The following is a 14,323-nucleotide window of genomic DNA, read 5'->3' on the forward strand; positions in this document are numbered from 1 at the left end:
GACTTGACCGAGACAAGCGGGTGTTGACCCCTCGTCTTCATCGACTCCCCTGGCATGGGCTGCGTTCTGCGAACCTGTCAATCTTATAGGGAGAACTCGCGAATAACAGGAGGAAACCGCTGTGAATGCCGCCGCGTCATCGATCACGACGCTCTGGTCGCGTTTCCGCTCGATTCTCCCCGCGGCGGTCGACGCCCGGGTGAAGTTCTTCGCGTGGGCATCGCTCGCCGTTCAGGTGCTGTTGATCGGCACCGGCGGTGCCGTGCGCCTGACCGGTTCCGGGCTCGGCTGCCCGACCTGGCCGCAGTGCGTTCCCGGCTCGTTGACCAACACGCCCGAGATGGGTATCCACGGCCTGATCGAGTTCGCGAACCGAGCCCTCACCGGGGTCGTCGTGATCATCGCGATCCTCGCGTTCCTCTCTGTCATCCGTTTCCGTGCCGAACGGCGCGACCTGTTCGTGCTCACCCTGCTGCAGGGTCTGAGCATCCCGCTCCAGGCGGTCATCGGCGGCATCACCGTGCTCACCGGACTCAACTCCTACATCGTCGGCCTGCACTTCGTCGTGTCGATCGTGCTCGTCGCCCTCACCGCGATGCTCATCTTCCGCGTCTACTACGGGCCGCGTGGCTCGGTGAAGCCGATGCCGGCCTGGTACCTCGCCCTCACCCACGTGACGTCGTTGTTCGTCGCCATCACCGTGGTGGTCGGAATTCTGACCACCGGATCGGGACCGCACGCGGGCGACGCCGACACCCCGCGCAACGGGCTCGACACGGACTTCCTGCAGCACCTGCACTCCTGGCCCGCCTACATCGTGCTCGGCGCGACGGTGCTGCTCGTGCTCGGCGCGTTCACCGTCTCCGGTGCCACCGTCCGGCTGCGACGGTTCACGATCGCGCTGCTCCTCGTCGAGCTCGCGCAGATCACCGTGGGCATCAGCCAGGCGCGCCTCGGCCTGCCCGAGCTGCTGGTCGGCATCCACATGGTGCTCGCCGGGGTGCTGGTCGCCGCGATGACCGCCGTGGTGCTGTCCCTGCGGGTTCCGGCGGAGCTGCCCGCCGCGGCATCCGACTCGGACCTTCTGACGGACGCACGTTAGACAACAGGTGTCGAAGGACACGCCCGGGGCGCGTCCTGGCCGGAGAGTTCTGCGTACTTCTTAGAAATACGTCTTAGAAGGGCAGCAGCGGGTCGACACCGACCGCGATAAACAGCAACGTCAGATAACTGATCGAGCTGTGGAAGACGCGCATCGGCGTCACGGTGTCGTGGCGGATCGCCTGGCTGTAGAGGTGGTGCGATTCGTAGATGAACCAGGCACCGGCGGCCACCGCGACGACCGAGTAGACGACGCCCATGTTCGCCACCGGGATGAGCAGCAGCGAGCAGGCGACGGTTGCCCACGCGTACAGGATGACCTGGAGGCCGACGATCGTGCGGCCGCGCACCACGGCGAGCATCGGCACGCTCGCGGCCGCGTAGTCGTCGCGGTACTTCATCGAGAGCGGCCAGTAGTGCGGCGGCGTCCAGAGGAAGATGACCATAAACAGGATGACGGGGGCCCAGGTGAGCGAACCGGTGACGGCAGCCCAGCCGATGAGCACCGGGAAGCAGCCGGCGATTCCGCCCCAGACGATGTTCTGCTCGGTGCGGCGCTTGAGCCAAAGCGTGTAGACGAAGACGTAGACCAGGATCGCGGCGAGCGAGAGTGCCGCGGCGAGCCAGTTGGTGAACACGGCGAGCCAGGCGATGGATGCCACGCCGATGACCCAGGCGAAGACGAGGGCTTCGCGGTCGGAGAGCTCTCCCGTGACGAGCGGACGCTTCTGCGTGCGCTTCATCAGGCGGTCGATGTCACGGTCGATGTAGCAGTTGAAGGCGCTGGCCGAGCCGGCACTCAGGGATCCGCCGATCAGGGTGGCGATGACGAGCCAGAGGCTGGGCAGTCCGCCCTGCGCGAGGATCATGACCGGAGCGGTCGTGACGAGCAGCAGTTCGACCACGCGCGGTTTCGTCAGGGCCACGTATGCCTTCGCCTTACGGGCGAAACCGATCCTCGTGGTGGCGGGTCGGCTCTCTACGGCTACGTCCATGACTCCTCTAACTCGCAATGTGCACAGGTCCTCCCAATTCTACGTGCACTCGGCCTCGAGACTTGCTGCGCGGTAGCCTCTCCGACCCATTTTCTCGGCGCAAGGGCAAGCACCGACTCCCCCCACACTCCCTATACTTGAATGTGCTTGCCACCCGTCGGCAAGAAATCCCCGGACCCTCAGTTGTTTTGAGTTGCCCATGGGATCCGGCGGCCGTGCCGAAGACGACACAGTGCTGGGTCTGCCTGTTATGGGCTACCAGCAGCACGCGGCAAGCGAACAAACCTCTCCGCAGTGATCGCTGTGATCCGCTGCTGTGCAATATGAAGGGTCATCAAACACGTGGCAGCTTTCCAGTGGGATTCCATTGACAACAAGGCAGTAGACACCGCCCGCATTCTGGCGGCGGACGCCGTGGAGAAGGTTGGAAACGGTCATCCCGGCACCGCAATGAGCCTTGCCCCGGCCGCCTACCTCCTCTTCCAGAAGATCATGCGCCGCGACCCGAGCGACAACGAGTGGATCGGTCGCGACCGCTTCATCCTGTCGGTCGGCCACAGCTCGCTGACCCAGTACATCCAGCTCTACTTCGGCGGCTACGGCCTCGAGCTCGACGACCTCAAGGCGCTCCGCACCTGGGGCTCGCTCACCCCCGGCCACCCCGAGTACGGCCACACCGACGGTGTCGAGATCACCACCGGCCCGCTCGGCCAGGGCCTCGCCTCGGCCGTGGGCTTCGCCTACGCCGCCCGCTACGAGCGTGGCCTGTTCGACCCGGAGGCCGCCCCCGGCACGAGCCCGTTCGACCACTTCATCTACACGATCGCCGGCGACGGCGACCTCCAGGAGGGCGTCACGAGCGAGGCTTCGTCCCTCGCCGGCCACCAGGAGCTCGGCAACCTCATCGCGATCTACGACTCCAACCAGATCTCGATCGAGGACGACACCAACATCGCCTTCACCGAAGACGTGCACGCGCGCTACCTCGCCTACGGCTGGGACGTGCGAGTCGTCGACTGGAAGAAGACCGGCGAATACGTCGAAGACGTCGCCGAGCTGAACGACGCGATCGAGGCCGCCAAGGGCGTCACCGACAAGCCGTCGCTCATCATTCTCAAGACCATCATCGGATGGCCGAGCCCGAAGAAGCAGAACTCCGGCAAGATCCACGGCTCCGCACTCGGCGCCGAAGAGCTCGCCGGCGTCAAGGCCGTCCTCGGCTTCGACCCGGAGCTGTCGTTCGACGTCGACCCCGAGGTCATCGCGCACACCCGCAAGGCGATCGAGCGTGGCCAGGCGCAGCACGCCGAGTGGACCGAGCAGCTCGAAGCATGGGCGACCGCGAACCCCGACAAGAAGGTCCTCCTCGACCGCGTCCTCACGGGCGAACTGCCCGAGGGCGTCGAAGCGGCACTCCCCGTCTTCGAGGCCGGTACCGAGGTCTCGACCCGCGCGGCTTCCGGCAAGGTCATCAACGCCCTCGCCGGCGTGATCCCCGAACTGTGGGGCGGCTCGGCCGACCTCGCGGAGTCGAACCTGACCACCATCAACGGCGCCGGATCGTTCGTGCCCGAGAAGTGGTCGACCCACGAGTGGTCGGCCAGCGCCACCGGCCGTGTGCTCCACTTCGGTATCCGCGAGCACGCCATGGGCGCCATCCTCAACGGCATCGTCCTGCACGGCAACACCCGCCCCTTCGGTGGAACGTTCCTCATCTTCAGCGACTACATGCGGCCCGCCGTGCGTCTCGCCGCGCTGATGAAGGCACCGGCGATCTACGTCTGGACGCACGACTCCGTCGCGCTCGGCGAAGACGGCCCCACCCACCAGCCGATCGAGCAGCTCGCGACCCTTCGCGCCATCCCCGGTCTTGACATCGTGCGCCCCGGCGACGCGAACGAGACCGCGTGGGCCTGGAAGACGATCCTCGAGCGTCGTGAGGGACCGGCCGGTATCGCGCTGACCCGCCAGAACATCCCCGTGTTCGCACGTGGCGAAGGCGAGGCCAGCGGCGAGACCTTCGCGTCGGCCAAGTACGTCGCCCAGGGCGCCTATGTTCTCGCCGAGGCGCCGAACGGCATGCCCGACGTGATCTTCATCGCCACCGGTTCCGAGGTGCAGATCGCCGTCGAGGCCCGTGAGGTACTCAAGGCCGAGGGCATCAACGCCCGCGTCGTATCCGCTCCGAGCCTCGAGTGGTTCGAAGAGCAGACCGCCGAGTACCGCGAGTCGGTCCTCCCCGCCTCGGTCACCGCCCGCGTGTCGATCGAAGCCGGAATCAGCCTGACCTGGGACAAGTACGTCGGCGATGCCGGCCGTAGCGTCTCGATCGAGCACTTCGGTGCATCGGCCGACTACAAGACGCTGTTCCGCGAGTTCGGAATGACCACTGAGGCTGCAGTCGCGGCCGCCAAGGATTCGCTCGCCGCCCTCTAAGCGGCCCAGCAAACAGAGAAGAAGAGATAATAATGACGAACACCACCCCCACCGCCGACCTGTCGGCCGCCGGTGTCAGCATCTGGCTCGACGACCTCTCCCGTGAGCGCATCGCGTCCGGCGGACTCGAGAAGCTGATCGCCGAGCGCAACGTCGTCGGCGTCACCACGAACCCGACGATCTTCGCCGGTGCACTCGCCAAGGGCGAGGCCTACGACGAGCAGGTCGCCCTGCTCGCCAAGGCCGGCACCAACGTGACCGACGCGGTCTTCGAGATCACCACCGACGACGTGGCAGCAGCCAGCGACGTCTTCCGCTCGATCTACGACACCACCGCCGGTTTCGACGGCCGCGTGTCGATCGAGGTCGAGCCCGGCTTCGCGCACGACGCCGCAGCGACAATCGCCCAGGCGAAGCAGCTCTGGGCCAAGGTCGACCGCCCGAACGCGCTCATCAAGATCCCCGCGACGATCGAGGGCCTCGAAGCCATCACCGAGACGATCGGCGCCGGCATCAGCGTCAACGTCACGCTGATCTTCAGCCTCGAGCGCTACCGCGAGGTCATCAACGCGTACCTCTCCGGTCTCGAGAAGGCACAGGCCGCCGGCATCGACATCTCGACCCTGCACTCGGTCGCCTCGTTCTTCGTGTCGCGCGTCGACACCGAGATCGACAAGCGTCTCGACGCTGTCGGGACCGACGAGGCCAAGGCCCTCAAGGGCAAGGCCGGCGTCGCCAACGCGCAGCTCGCCTACGAGGTCTACCAGGGTGCATTCGCCACCGAGCGTGCGCAGGCCCTCCTCGCGGCCGGCGCCAACAAGCAGCGCCCCCTCTGGGCCTCGACCGGCGTCAAGGACCCCGCCGTCCTCGACACCACGTACGTCGTCGAGCTCGTCGCACCCGAGGTCGTCAACACGATGCCCGAGAAGACGCTCGAAGCGACCTTCGACCACGGCGTCATCGCCGGCGACTCGATTACCGGCTCGTACGCGGCGGCCAACGCCGTGCTCGACGCCGTCGCCGCCCAGGGCATCTCCTACGACGAGGTCACCGCACTGCTCGAGAAGGAGGGCGTGGAGAAGTTCATCGTCTCCTGGAACGAACTGCTCGACACCGTTACGGCAGCGCTCGAAGCTGCAAAATGAGCGTCAGAATCGCGGTGAGCGGCGCAGCCAAAGAGGCTGTCGACCGCATCGTGCCCCAGCTGGTGAGCGATCTGATCGCCACCCGCATCACGGGGCTCGACGCGAGCATCTGGGGCGCCGACGCTGAGGAAGAGGCGTCCAAGCGCCTCGGGTGGACCGAGTCTGTCTCGGTCTCCGCTCCGCTGGTGCCACAGATCCTCGCTCTCCGCGAGGAGCTGGTCGCGGCCGGCGTCACCCACTTCGTGCTCGGGGGCATGGGCGGCTCGTCGCTCGCCCCCGAGGTCATCACGAGGACGGCCGGCGTCGAGCTGACCGTGCTCGACGCCACCGACCCCGGCCAGGTGCTCAGCGCGTTGAACGACCGCCTCGAGACGACCGCCGTGGTCATCTCGTCGAAGTCGGGCGGCACGACCGAGACCGACAGCCAGAAGCGCGTCTACGAGAAGGCGTTCCGCGACGCGGGGATCGATCCCGTCGAGCGCATCGTCGTCGTCACCGACCCGGGCTCTCCGCTCGACGTCGCAGCGCGCGCCGACGGCTACCGCGTGTTCAACGCCGACCCGACCGTGGGAGGGCGCTACTCGGCCCTCACCGCGTTCGGACTCGTGCCGTCCGGACTCGCCGGCGTCGACATCCAAGCCTTGCTCGACGAGGCCGACGCCATGTCGTACTCGCTCGCGCTCGACGAGGCCGACAACGCCGGTCTGATCTTGGGCGCCGCGATCGCCGGAGCCGTTCCGCTGAAGGACAAGCTCGGAATCGTGTCCGACGGGACCCACATCGTGGGTCTCGGCGACTGGATCGAGCAGCTGATCGCGGAGTCGACCGGGAAGGACGGCAAGGGAATCCTGCCCGTCGTCCTGTCCACCGACTCCCCCGAACTCGACGAGAACCTCGCAGATCTGCAGATCATCCGCCTCGTCGCGGACTACAAGGCGACCGAGCACCTCAACGAGGGCGACATCGAGATCACCGGCACCCTGGGCGCGCTCCTGCTCACCTGGGAGTACGCGGTGGTCGTGGCGGGACGCCTTCTGGGCATCAACCCCTTCGACCAGCCCGACGTCGAGTCGGCGAAGATCGCCACGCGTGGCCTCCTCGACGCCCGCCCCGAGCCCGTCGCCCCGGCATTCGTCGACGGCGGCATCGAGGTGCGCGGCACGGAGACCGTGCTGGCCGGGGTTTCTGACCTGGCCGGCGCCGTGGCATCCGTCTTGTCGACTCTGGGAACAGACGGTTACGTCTCGATCCAGGCCTACCTGGACCGTGTGAAGTACCCGGAGCTCGAGCAGACGCGCAACCTCGTTGCCGCCCGCGCCGAGCGCCCCGTGACCTTCGGCTGGGGACCTCGGTTCCTGCACTCGACCGGCCAGTTCCACAAGGGCGGCCCGGCGGTCGGCGTCTTCATCCAGATTACCGAGATTCCGGATGTCGACCTCGCGATCCCGGAACGCCCGTTCACCTTCGGCCAACTCATCCAAGCCCAGGCGGCCGGCGACGCGAGTGTTCTCGCCGAGCACGGCCGTCCGGTGCTCACCATCACGCTCACCGACGCGGAAGCGCAGCTTCCCGCGCTCATCGCAGCGCTGAGCTAACCACACACGTAGAAAGCACCAAGGAGCTGCATGTCCCCCGTGGATATCACACCGGAATTCAATCCGCTCAGGATTCCTTCCGACCGCCGTCTGAACCGCATCGCCGGCCCGAGCGCCCTCATCATCTTCGGAGTGACGGGTGACCTGTCGCGCAAGAAGCTGATGCCGGCCGTGTACGACCTCGCCAACCGCGGCCTGCTTCCCCCCGGATTCGCGCTCGTGGGCTTCGCCCGCCGCGACTGGGAAGACCAGGACTTCGAAAAAGAGGTCTACGAAGCCGTCAAGCAGTACGCGCGCACTCCCTTCGACGAGGACGTCTGGCGCCAACTGGCGCTGGGCATCCGTTTCGTCCAGGGCGAATTCGACGACGACGCCGCGTTCGAGCGTCTCAAGGAGACCATCGACGAGCTGGACCGCGACCGCGGAACGATGGGCAACCACGCGTTCTACCTGTCGATCCCGCCGAAGTCCTTCCCGCAGGTGACCGAGCAGCTCCGCCGCTCGGGGCTCGCGGAGCAGCAGGAGGGCCACTGGCGCCGCGTCGTCATCGAGAAGCCGTTCGGTAGCGACCTCAAGACGGCCCGCGAACTGAACGACGTCGTCGAGTCGGTCTTCCCGGCCGACAGCGTCTTCCGCATCGACCACTACCTCGGTAAGGAGACGGTGCAGAACATCCTCGCGCTGCGCTTCGCCAACGAGATGTACGAGCCGATCTGGAACGCCAACTACATCGACCACGTGCAGATCACGATGGCCGAGGACATCGGCGTCGGCGGCCGTGCCGGCTACTACGACGGCATCGGCGCAGCCCGCGACGTCATCCAGAACCACCTCCTGCAGCTCCTCGCCCTCACGGCGATGGAGGAGCCCATCTCGTTCAACGCCGCAGACCTGCGCGCCGAGAAGGAGAAGGTGCTCGCCGCCGTCAAGCTGCCCGCCGACCTGAGCACCTCGACCGCGCGCGGCCAGTACTCCGGCGGTTGGCAGGGCGGCGAAAAGGTCGTCGGCTTCCTCGACGAAGACGGCATGAACCCCGAGTCGCTCACCGAGACCTTCGCGGCGATCCGCCTCGACATCGGTACGCGCCGCTGGGCCGGTGTGCCGTTCTACCTCCGTGCCGGCAAGCGCCTCGGCCGCCGCGTCACCGAGATCGCGGTCGTGTTCAAGCGCGCCCCGCAGAACCTGTTCGCGGAGAGCCAGACCGGCACCCTCGGCCAGAACGCCATCGTGATCCGCGTGCAGCCCGACGAGGGCGTCACGATCCGTTTCGGATCCAAGGTTCCCGGCGCCACCATGCAGGTGCGCGACGTGACCATGGACTTCGGCTACGGCCACGCCTTCACCGAGGCCAGCCCCGAGGCATACGAGCGACTCATCCTCGACGTGCTCCTCGGCGACCCGCCGCTGTTCCCCCGCCACGAAGAGGTCGAACTCTCGTGGAAGATCCTCGACCCGATCGAGGAATTCTGGGAGACGCAGGGCCAGCCCGAACAGTACCGACCGGGCACCTGGGGCCCGCAGTCCGCCGACGACCTTCTAGCCCGCGACGGCAGAGTATGGAGACGACCATGATTGTCGACCTTCCCGACACAACCACCAGCAAGATCTCGAAGACCCTCGTCAAGATCCGCGAGGAGGGCGGCGCTGTCGCCCTCGGCCGCGTGCTGACCCTCGTCATCTCGACCAAGCTCGGTGAAGAAGAAGAGGCCATCGAGGCCGCCAACGACGCATCGCGCGAACACCCGATGCGCGTCATCGTGATCTCGACCGCCCAGGGCGCGGATGACGCCTCCGACGCCCGCATCGACGCCCAGATCCGCGTGGGCGGCGACGCCGGCGCGAGCGAGGTCATCGTGGTCAAGGCCTACGGCGACACCGCGAGCGATCAGGAGGGACTCGTCACAGGGCTCCTCCTGCCCGACGCCCCCGTCGTCGCCTGGTGGCCCGGTGTGGCCCCCGAGAACGCCGCGAAGTCGCCCCTCGGCGTCATCGCCCAGCGTCGCATCACGGATGCCGCGTCGAGCTCGAACCCGGCGGCCGCACTCGTGCACGTCGCCGAGACGTACGCGCCCGGCGACACCGACTTCGCTTGGACCCGCCTCACGCTGTGGCGCGCCCAGCTCGCCGCGGTCCTCGACCAGCCGCCGTACGAGCCGGTCACCGGCGTCACCGTCCACGGTGCTGCCGACTCCCCGTCGACGGTTCTGCTCGCCGCGTGGCTGCAGCTGCAGCTCAAGATCGACGTGAAGCTCGAGGTGACCAACAAGTCCCACGGCTCCAGCGGAATCCAGGGTGTCGTGCTCGAGCGCGCCGGCGGAAACATCGAGCTCGAGCGCACGCTCGTGAACGTGGCGACGCTCGTGCAGCCGAACCAGCCGACGCACGACATCTCGCTGCCGCGTCGCAGCCTGCGCGACTGCCTCTCGGAGGAGCTGCGACGACTCGACCCCGACGATCTGTTCGGCGACGTCATCCAAAGCGGACTCGGCCAGCTCGGCAAGGTCACACCGCACCTGCACACGGGTACGATCGCAGCAGTAGAGATCGACGAAAACGGAGTGGCCACCGCGTGACAGTAGGACGACGGGTGCTCGTGCACCCAGACAAAGCAGCACTCGCAGCATCGGTAGCCGCGAGATTCATGACGAAGATGGTCGACCTGCTCGACGAGTTCGGTGAAGCAACCGTCGTCCTCACGGGCGGGACCATGGGCAGCGCGGTGCTGTCCGAGATCAACAACTCGCCGGCACGCGACACGCTCGACTGGTCGCGCGTGCACTTTTGGTGGGGCGACGAGCGTTGGCTCCCCCGCGGGGACGCCGAGCGCAACGAGACCCAGGCGCGGGAGGCGCTGCTCGACCACCTCGGTCTCGACGGCAGCACCATCCACGCGTTCCCGGCGTCGGACGAGGGCATCGATCTGGATGCCGCGGCCGAGGTCTACGCTCTGGAACTCGCCGCGCACGCCCACGAGGGTGCGACGCTCCCCCGGTTCGACATCACCTTCCTGGGTGTCGGCCCCGACGGGCACGTCGCCTCGCTGTTCCCCGAACAGCCCGGTATCCGCGAGACCGAGGCGACGGTGATCGCCGTGCGCAACGCTCCGAAGCCCCCGCCCGAGCGGCTGTCGCTCACCCTCCCGGTGATCAACTCGTCGACGCGCATCTGGATGGTTCTCGCGGGTGCGGACAAGGCTTCGGCTCTCGGCCTCAGCCTCGCCGGTGCGAGCATCAACGAGGTGCCCGCGGCCGGCGTCGAAGGACGTCGCAGCACTCTCTACTACGTCGACCGTGAAGCCACGGCCGAGGTTCCCGAGAACCTCACCGCGACCGAGATCTTCTGGACCGCGGCAGACGCGACCGACTAGATCCCGCGCATACGCAGAAAGGCCGCTACCTTCGGGTAGCGGCCTTTCTGCGTATGTACCTCTGACGCCTGTATCAGGACGAGGGGGCGCTTCCGCGGCGCGCGCGGAGTTGCGAGAGGGCTTCGCCCAAGAGGGACTCGGCTTCCTCTTCGGTGCGACGTTCCTTCACGTAGGCGAGAGGTGCGTCTTGTAGGGCTCGAGCTTCGCGACGGACGGCGGGTTGTTCTTGTCCCGGCCGGCCGGCAGACCGCTCTGCGGCGAGTCGATGGTCAGGGGGATCTCGTCGTCGGGCAGGTTAGCCGCGAAGTGGCGGACCGTCTCGTTACCGAGTTCGTCCCAGTAGGAGATCTGCACGCGCTCGGCGTGATAGCCCCGGTCCTGCTCCCCCATCGGGCCTGCGCCCACACGCGATCCTCGAATCGCACTGCCACCTGAAGCCACTGTGCCCCCTTGTTGCCTAGTCGGTATTGCCCGATGAGATTGGTTAAGCCCCGTTGAACTTGGTGATGAGGCCAAGCACGACGATCGATGTGATCCAGATCACCGCGAGAATGACGGTGATGCGGTTCAGGTTGCGTTCGGCAACGCCGGATGCACCGAGGTTAGACGTCACTCCGCCGCCGAACATGTCGGAGAGACCGCCTCCGCGTCCACGGTGCAACAGAATGAGGAGCGTCAGCAAGAGACTCGTGATGCCGAGTACAACCTGCAGCGCGACCTGGAGCAGCACTCTCTACTACGTCGACCGTGAAGCCACGGCCGAGGTTCCCGAGAACCTCACCGCGACCGAGATCTTCTGGACCGCGGCAGACGCGACCGACTAGATCCCGCGCATACGCAGAAAGGCCGCTACCTTCGGGTAGCGGCCTTTCTGCGTATGTACCTCTGACGCCTGTATCAGGACGAGGGGGCGCTTCCGCGGCGCGCGCGGAGTTGCGAGAGGGCTTCGCCCAAGAGGGACTCGGCTTCCTCTTCGGTGCGACGTTCCTTCACGTAGGCGAGGTGCGTCTTGTAGGGCTCGAGCTTCGCGACGGACGGCGGGTTGTTCTTGTCCCGGCCGGCCGGCAGACCGCTCTGCGGCGAGTCGATGGTCAGGGGGATCTCGTCGTCGGGCAGGTTAGCCGCGAAGTGGCGGACCGTCTCGTTACCGAGTTCGTCCCAGTAGGAGATCTGCACGCGCTCGGCGTGATAGCCCCGGTCCTGCTCCCCCATCGGGCCTGCGCCCACACGCGATCCTCGAATCGCACTGCCACCTGAAGCCACTGTGCCCCCTTGTTGCCTAGTCGGTATTGCCCGATGAGATTGGTTAAGCCCCGTTGAACTTGGTGATGAGGCCAAGCACGACGATCGATGTGATCCAGATCACCGCGAGAATGACGGTGATGCGGTTCAGGTTGCGTTCGGCAACGCCGGATGCACCGAGGTTAGACGTCACTCCGCCGCCGAACATGTCGGAGAGACCGCCTCCGCGTCCACGGTGCAACAGAATGAGGAGCGTCAGCAAGAGACTCGTGATGCCGAGTACAACCTGCAGCGCGACCTGGAGAATTTCCACGGGTAACCTTTCGAAGCGGCCGGTGGGCCTCAAGTAGTATATCTGCGGCGTGGGGACTCGATCGAGCCCCCACGCTTGTCATATTGACGCAGAATTGTCAGCGAAACAGGCGGATCAGGTGCCGACGTGCTTCTGGAAGCGCGAAATGCTCGCGAATTCGTCGAGATCGAGGCTCGCACCACCGACGAGGGCGCCGTCGACGTTGGACTCGCGCATGAAGCCCGCGATGTTCACCGCCTTCACGGAACCGCCGTAGAGGATGCGGGTCGCCGCGGCGACGTCCTCGCCGAGCAGTTCGACCAGCAGTTCGCGCAGCTTGGCGGCGACCTGTTCGGCCTGCTCGGGAGTCGCGGCCTGGCCGGAACCGATGGCCCAGACGGGCTCGTAGGCGACGACGATGTCGACGGCTCCCGTCACTCCCGCAAGCGCGGCGCGCAGCTGGGCGACGGGGACCGCGCTCGGGCCGTGCTTTTCGAGGTCTTCGGCGGTCTCGCCGACGCAGATCACGGGAACGAGGTTGTGACGGAGGGCGGCGCCGACCTTGGCGGCGACGACCTCGTCGGTCTCGTTGTGCAGGGTGCGTCGTTCGGAGTGGCCGATGATGACGTACTGGCAGTCGAGCGCCTTGAGGAAGGCGCCGGAGATCTCGCCGGTGTAGGCACCGGAGTCGTGGGCCGAGAGGTCCTGCGCGCCGAAGGCGAGATCGAGTTTGTCGGCCGAGATCAGCGTCTGCACGGAGCGCAGATCGGTGAAGGGCGGGAAGACCGCGACCTCGGCCGTGCCGAAGTCGTGCTGGGCGTCCTTGAGGCTCCACGCGAGCTTCTGGGCGAAGGCGATGGCCTGCAGGTGGTCGAGGTTCATCTTCCAGTTGCCGGCGATGAGGGGCACGCGCTTGTGCGCCGTGCCGGGTACTACTGCCATCCGAGGACCTCCAGTCCAGGCAGACGCTTTCCCTCGAGGAACTCGAGGCTGGCGCCGCCACCGGTTGAGATGTGACCGAACTGGTCGTCGTCGAAGCCGAGGGCGCGCACGGCGGCGGCGGAGTCGCCACCGCCGACCACGCCGAGGCCGTCGATCTGGGTGAGTGCCTGCGCTACGGCCTTGGTGCCGGCGGCGAAGGGGGCGAGTTCGAAGACGCCCATGGGGCCGTTCCAGAACACGGTCTTCGACGCGGCGATGACCTCGGCGAACCGGGCGGCCGTGTCGGGACCGATGTCGAGGCCGAGGCCCGACGATCCGAACGGGGTGTCTTCGATGCCCGAGGCGGGCGTCGTGACGAATTCGGCGTCAGCACCGAACTTCGAGGCCACGACGATGTCGGTGGGGACCACGATCTCGACGCCGAGCTTCTCCGCCTCGGCGAGGTAGCCCTTCACGCTTTCGATCTGGTCCGTTTCGAGCAGGCTCGATCCGACCTTGTAGCCGAGGGCCGCGAGGAAGGTGAAGAGCATGCCGCCGCCGATGAGCAGGGTGTTGACCTTGGGGAGCAGGGCGCCGATGACGGCGAGCTTGTCCGAGACCTTCGAGCCGCCGAGGACGACCGTGTAGGGCGCCTCGGGGGTACGGGTGAGGCGCTCGAGCACCTCGAGCTCGGCCTGGATGAGGAGTCCGGCGGCGCTCGGCAACAGGGCGGCGATCTCGAAGACGCTGGCCTGCTTGCGGTGCACGACCCCGAATCCGTCGGACACGTACGCGTCGGCGAAGGCGGCGAGCTTGCCCGCGAACTCCTCGCGCTCGGTATCGACCTTGCTGGTCTCTCCCGGGTTGAAGCGGAGGTTCTCCAGCAGGACGATGTCGCCGTCGGCGAGGCCGGCGACGGCCTCCTCCGCAGCGGAACCGACCGTGTCGCTCGCAAAGACGACGCCCTTGCCGAGGAGCTCGCTCAGTCGCTGGGCGACCGGAGCGAGGCTGTACTTGGCCTCCGGCGCGCCGTCGGGTCGCCCGAGGTGGGAGACGACGACGACGCGGGCGCCGGAGTTGATCAGGGCGTTGAGCGTCGGGAGAGAGGCGCGAATGCGGCCGTCGTCCGTGATCTGTCCGTCTTTCAACGGGACGTTCAGATCACAGCGGACGAGCACGTTCTTGCCGCTCAGGTCACCGAGGCTGTCAATGGTGCGAAGCGACACGGT

The 14,323-nt window shown here is 66.8% G+C and carries 14 protein-coding genes and 1 pseudogene; 8 read left to right on the top strand and 7 right to left on the bottom strand.

All coding sequences use genetic code 11. From position 1 onward, the window contains the following. The first annotated feature begins 121 nt into the window (after positions 1 to 121). Positions 122 to 1,102, top strand: a complete 981-nt coding sequence (locus HD599_RS07355) for a COX15/CtaA family protein (protein ID WP_343061950.1) — start codon at positions 122 to 124, stop codon at positions 1,100 to 1,102. 73 nt (positions 1,103 to 1,175) lie between these two features. Here the strand turns inward: HD599_RS07355 and HD599_RS07360 are convergent, their stop codons facing one another. After that, on the bottom strand, positions 1,176 to 2,096 hold the full coding sequence (locus HD599_RS07360) for a heme o synthase (RefSeq protein WP_184235369.1): 921 nt from the start codon (positions 2,094 to 2,096) through the stop codon (positions 1,176 to 1,178). 342 nt (positions 2,097 to 2,438) lie between these two features. On the opposite strand from HD599_RS07360, the gene tkt reads away from it, so the two are divergent. From tkt to pgl, 6 genes are read left to right on the top strand one after another with little or no spacing between them, the layout of a single operon-like run. Then, on the top strand, positions 2,439 to 4,532 hold the full coding sequence (gene tkt / locus HD599_RS07365; RefSeq protein WP_184235373.1) for a transketolase: 2,094 nt from the start codon (positions 2,439 to 2,441) through the stop codon (positions 4,530 to 4,532). A 32-nt stretch (positions 4,533 to 4,564) separates the two neighbouring features. After that, a complete protein-coding gene (tal, locus tag HD599_RS07370; protein WP_184235376.1) occupies positions 4,565 to 5,677 on the top strand; it encodes a transaldolase in 1,113 nt (370 codons plus the stop codon). Then, on the top strand, positions 5,674 to 7,272 hold the full coding sequence (locus HD599_RS07375) for a glucose-6-phosphate isomerase (RefSeq protein ID WP_184235379.1): 1,599 nt from the start codon (positions 5,674 to 5,676) through the stop codon (positions 7,270 to 7,272). Before tal ends, HD599_RS07375 begins: the two co-directional genes overlap by 4 nt. Positions 7,273 to 7,302: 30 nt before the next feature. Further along, entirely contained in the window at positions 7,303 to 8,844 is a 1,542-nt protein-coding gene (gene zwf, locus HD599_RS07380; protein ID WP_184235382.1) for a glucose-6-phosphate dehydrogenase, read from the top strand. Beyond that, positions 8,841 to 9,845, top strand: coding sequence for a glucose-6-phosphate dehydrogenase assembly protein OpcA (locus HD599_RS07385; RefSeq protein WP_184235385.1), 1,005 nt, complete (start codon positions 8,841 to 8,843; stop codon positions 9,843 to 9,845). Before zwf ends, HD599_RS07385 begins: the two co-directional genes overlap by 4 nt. Then, complete coding sequence (gene pgl, locus HD599_RS07390; RefSeq protein ID WP_184235388.1) at positions 9,842 to 10,639, top strand: 6-phosphogluconolactonase; 798 nt, start codon at positions 9,842 to 9,844, stop codon at positions 10,637 to 10,639. The genes HD599_RS07385 and pgl overlap by 4 nt, the downstream gene beginning before the upstream one ends. 73 nt (positions 10,640 to 10,712) lie before the next feature. On the opposite strand, the pseudogene HD599_RS07395 reads toward pgl, so the two are convergent. Together HD599_RS07395 and secG (HD599_RS07400) are read right to left on the bottom strand one after the other, a co-directional pair. After that, positions 10,713 to 11,080, bottom strand: a pseudogene (locus HD599_RS07395) (RNA polymerase-binding protein RbpA). Positions 11,081 to 11,123: 43 nt separating this feature from the next. Further along, a complete protein-coding gene (gene secG / locus HD599_RS07400) occupies positions 11,124 to 11,369 on the bottom strand; it encodes a preprotein translocase subunit SecG (RefSeq protein ID WP_184235391.1) in 246 nt (81 codons plus the stop codon). Between secG (HD599_RS07400) and HD599_RS18185 the strand changes: the two genes are divergently transcribed. Further along, positions 11,332 to 11,463, top strand: coding sequence for a hypothetical protein (locus tag HD599_RS18185; RefSeq protein WP_281381945.1), 132 nt, complete (start codon positions 11,332 to 11,334; stop codon positions 11,461 to 11,463). The two genes, secG (HD599_RS07400) and HD599_RS18185, sit on opposite strands and share 38 nt — an antisense overlap. 73 nt (positions 11,464 to 11,536) lie before the next feature. Here the strand turns inward: HD599_RS18185 and HD599_RS07405 are convergent, their stop codons facing one another. The 4 genes from HD599_RS07405 to HD599_RS07420 form a co-directional block, all read right to left on the bottom strand. Continuing rightward, on the bottom strand, positions 11,537 to 11,902 hold the full coding sequence (locus HD599_RS07405; RefSeq protein WP_184235394.1) for an RNA polymerase-binding protein RbpA: 366 nt from the start codon (positions 11,900 to 11,902) through the stop codon (positions 11,537 to 11,539). A gap of 43 nt (positions 11,903 to 11,945) precedes the next feature. Next, the gene (gene secG / locus HD599_RS07410; protein ID WP_184235397.1) at positions 11,946 to 12,194 is read right to left on the bottom strand and encodes a preprotein translocase subunit SecG; all 249 of its coding nucleotides are present in this window, start codon (positions 12,192 to 12,194) and stop codon (positions 11,946 to 11,948) included. A gap of 114 nt (positions 12,195 to 12,308) precedes the next feature. Beyond that, positions 12,309 to 13,115: a triose-phosphate isomerase gene (gene tpiA / locus HD599_RS07415; protein WP_184235400.1), complete on the bottom strand. Its 807-nt coding sequence runs from the start codon at positions 13,113 to 13,115 to the stop codon at positions 12,309 to 12,311. After that, positions 13,106 to 14,320, bottom strand: a complete 1,215-nt coding sequence (locus HD599_RS07420) for a phosphoglycerate kinase (protein ID WP_184235403.1) — start codon at positions 14,318 to 14,320, stop codon at positions 13,106 to 13,108. Before HD599_RS07420 ends, tpiA begins: the two co-directional genes overlap by 10 nt. Positions 14,321 to 14,323: the final 3 nt, after the last annotated feature.

This window comes from Conyzicola lurida (genome assembly GCF_014204935.1).
In the GTDB taxonomy this organism is placed as follows: Bacteria; Actinomycetota; Actinomycetes; order Actinomycetales; family Microbacteriaceae; genus Conyzicola; species Conyzicola lurida.